The 3318-nt window shown below is 54.6% G+C and carries 6 protein-coding genes; all 6 read left to right on the top strand.

The annotated features are described in order from the left end of the window. The first annotated feature begins 194 nt into the window (after window positions 1-194). The 6 genes from C8D72_RS00060 to C8D72_RS17275 all read left to right on the top strand — a co-directional run bounded on the left by C8D72_RS00060 (window position 195) and on the right by C8D72_RS17275 (window position 3135). Window positions 195-668 carry a hypothetical protein gene (locus C8D72_RS00060; RefSeq protein ID WP_115852401.1) on the top strand — a complete coding sequence of 158 codons (474 nt, stop codon included), beginning with the start codon at window positions 195-197 and terminating at the stop codon, window positions 666-668. A gap of 122 nt (window positions 669-790) precedes the next feature. Next, on the top strand, window positions 791-1036 hold the full coding sequence (locus tag C8D72_RS00055) for a hypothetical protein (RefSeq protein ID WP_115852400.1): 246 nt from the start codon (window positions 791-793) through the stop codon (window positions 1034-1036). 277 nt (window positions 1037-1313) lie between these two features. Continuing rightward, window positions 1314-1697 (top strand): hypothetical protein, encoded by a 384-nt coding sequence (locus tag C8D72_RS00050; RefSeq protein WP_115852399.1) that lies wholly within the window; start codon window positions 1314-1316, stop codon window positions 1695-1697. Window positions 1698-1880: 183 nt separating this feature from the next. Further along, window positions 1881-2384, top strand: coding sequence for a hypothetical protein (locus C8D72_RS00045; protein WP_115852398.1), 504 nt, complete (start codon window positions 1881-1883; stop codon window positions 2382-2384). Window positions 2385-2450: 66 nt separating this feature from the next. Beyond that, window positions 2451-2777 (top strand): hypothetical protein, encoded by a 327-nt coding sequence (locus tag C8D72_RS00040; RefSeq protein ID WP_115852397.1) that lies wholly within the window; start codon window positions 2451-2453, stop codon window positions 2775-2777. A 43-nt stretch (window positions 2778-2820) separates the two neighbouring features. Continuing rightward, window positions 2821-3135 (top strand): hypothetical protein, encoded by a 315-nt coding sequence (locus C8D72_RS17275; RefSeq protein WP_147301479.1) that lies wholly within the window; start codon window positions 2821-2823, stop codon window positions 3133-3135. Window positions 3136-3318 lie beyond the last annotated feature (183 nt).

Below are 3318 nucleotides of genomic sequence, written 5' to 3'. Positions count from 1 at the left end.
CGGCACCCCGGAAAACACAAGCCCCCGGCCCTGATTAACCGGGGTTGATACCGACAATCACCCGATAAATAAAATGACGGCAGTATTGACACAAAAGGCAGGATCAACGATAATACAAGGGTGGTCAGCGAGGGGCTGGCCACCGGGCACAAGCGACGGCAACCGCGTCCGGAATTGGCAAAAGGAGAGGTTTCATGTCGGACTCAAAGAAGCAGTCCTTTAGTGTTATCGGGGCGGCAAAAGGCTGTATTTCTGCAAGCTGGAAGCCAGTGTTATCTATTGTGGCGCTTGGGTCCGCATTCCTGGGGGTGGCCTATAACGCTGAAAAGGTGGCCGGGCTTGTTGAAAGCCTCTGGGGCGCTTGGGAAACGCTAGGCCATGCCATCAATCCTCAAGATACGCTTTGGCTGCCCTGGCTTCTTTATACGGTTGGCGCGTTAATATTGTTGCTGGTTGGATGTGTGATTTCTAAAGCAGTTGACGCCGAAGCCAGCTTTTCCTCGCTGGGCGGGTGGATGTTGGCGATCCTGTTTTTGCTTGGCCTTTTTCTGCATTTTATTGCTGGTCCTGCATATCCTGGGGCTCTCCTTCAAGTCCTGCATTTCATCGAGTTCATGGGTTTAGGGGCATTCGGTTGCGTGGCTTTGAACGTAGCGTGTTCGGAGTAATAAAATGACGGACGTATTGACATAAAGGATTGAATGACCGATAATACACGGGTGGTCAGCGAGGGGCTGGCCACCGGGCACCAGCGGCGGCAACCGCGCCCGGAACCGGATAAGGAGAGACGATGGCAGACAATACACCAACGCGCCGACAGGCTTACCTGACCGAAGCGGCTGACGGGCTCAAGAGCGTAGGCGGCATTATCGCTGGTGCCAGTCTGGTCGGTGGGTTTATCAGCGAGCAGTTCGGCCCCGGCGCCGGGTTTTTGGGGCTGGTTGCCGGGCTGGGTATCCAGCAGCTGGGAGCCTACGGAAAAGCCGTGGTACTATCATCAAACAAACCTTCTAGTAACGGGGGTGGCAAGGCATGAGTATCGGCGATATTTCATTGTTTGTCGGAATGCTTGCAATGGTCATGGGCTGGGGTGGTGCACTGATCTACATGGCAAAACGGGACGCCAGAAAAAAACATCCCTGATCGATCGGAATGGCTCGCCAAGGCGGGCCATTTTTCTATCTGAATAAATGACGGCGGTATTGACATAAAGGGCCGGATGACCGATAATACAGGGGTGGTCAGCGAGGGGCTGGCCACCGGGCACCAGCGGCGGCAACCGCGCCCGAAATTGGCCAAACGGAGTGTTGAAAATGCAAGATCATAATTACAGCGAAGCGTGCTTCGCTATTGTGGGAAAAGAGACTGGCACCGATTTTGAGCCCATCGGACCTTTCAACAGTGTTGAGCACGCACACACCTATGTCGGCAGCGATAGTGAACTAACTGTCGATACTTGCCGGATCGTTCCGCTACATGCGCCTGCCGGGCAATATACTGTCATTTTGCGCCGCCCGGACTATTTGCCTAGCAGCGTTGTTGAAAGCGATTTTTATATCGCACACGCTAACGCTGACGACCCGGGTGGCGCTTCGGAGGATGCGCAGCGCCAGGCAGTTTACGATGACGGGGGTGATATCGACCCCGATGATTATGCAGTCATTGCAGTTTTTATCGGCCATATCACAACGATCTAAGAACGCCCCTGGTCAAATACGAAATGGCTCGCTCAATCGAGCCATTTTTCCATCCAAATAAATGACGGGAGTATTGACACAAAAGGTCGAATGACCGATAATACAGGGGTGGTCAGCGAGGGGCTGGCCACCGGGCACCAGCGGCGGCAACCGCGCCCGGAATTGGTAATAAGGAGAGGTCTCATGTCTTTAGCAGTATCCGATATCGCACAAATCCCTGCTGAGCCCTGCGCGCCCGTTACTACCGCCATTGTTGTTCTTGGAGAGCATCGCTTGTCGGTATGGGATGTTGTGCCGGTTGAAGGCGATGCCCTCACGGCGCTGCAGCGTGCGCGCGAGTGCTACCTTTCTCGCGGATCTGGCATGCTGGATGGTGAAGCAGTTGCCATCGCAGCGGTGACGCCCACAGAAATGAGGCGAATTGAAGCGGAGTACAGCATGGCTGAATCCAAGAAGTCGCTGCGTGCAATCAGCGCAGATGATTTTGATGAAAAGCTGATGATCATGCCGCCGATGAATCGTAATTCATTCGTGCTTGATGACAGTTTTATGCTTTGCGAAGCGATGCATGGCAGCTGGCATACTCAATTCGGACGTGTTTCAGATAAATACGCTTCGAAGCTGGTCAATATCAGGGACTCCTCTACATGGCTTACAAGGGCCGAGGTTCTGGATGTTAATCAATAGGCTTGTTGAGCATGGGCAGCCCGGCTGCCCATGCTTAGTGGCCAATCATGGGATGGTGAAAGCGTAATGGCGAACGAAGCCGAAATCAGCAAGCGTAACTGGGCTACAGCAGAAGCAGTGTTGCGGGATCATGGTTTCCAAGAGCTTTCATTGAAGCGAATCCGCGCGGTTCTCGTCGATGGCGCATCGATGTCAGAAGTTGCGCGCCAAACGGAAACCACTCGCCAGGGCATCTCTATTTTGCTGGTCAGGGCGCGGGCCACGATCCAGCCGCTACTGGAGGATGAAAACCTGAAGCCTTGCGCGGCATGGCTCCCGAAATCCAGGCATGAAGCTTTCGTCGAAATGGTCGAGCAGCTTGGCGGAAAGGTATCAGGCGCTGATGCGCCTTAATGAAAACGGGTTCGAAAAAACCAATTATGCGAGGGCGGTGAGCATGAGTCTTGATCCAAGAAATTTCAGCGATGAAACCTATTGGGATAATGTTGTCTACCAAGTCCCGGGCGCTCCTCCCAGAGATTGTGTCCAGCTGTCGGCATTTCTGCCTCCTGATTTAAAGGAGGCACAAATGCTGGCAAATGCTGCCGAAGAAGTTTGCAGCGAGCTAGATCTGGGGACGCTTGGCAGCTTTCTCTGGCACGGTGAAAAGGAACGAGAAGAACTCATTGTTAATGGCGCGCTCAATCCGAAAGCAACAGATTTGCTCCGAAAACGTGTCGATCGAAAATTTTGGGAGATGCTGCAACGGTAATCAGGCTATGCCCCGGGCGGGCTCTACTCGCTACGCTCCCCGGGCCACGCCAACCCCCGCGTGTCCCGGCCTTCGGTCACGATCCCTGGGCTCCTCCGTCGCTGCGCTCCTGCAGCGCTCCGCTTGCCGCCCCCTTCTCCTCTCGCTGCGCTCGATGCGCGCCTTCGGCTTGCCGGCCGTGGC

The sequence above is a fragment of the Kushneria indalinina DSM 14324 genome (assembly GCF_003385845.1).
Lineage (GTDB): Bacteria > Pseudomonadota > Gammaproteobacteria > Pseudomonadales > Halomonadaceae > Kushneria > Kushneria indalinina.
This window is presented reverse-complemented; position numbering and strand designations above follow the sequence as displayed.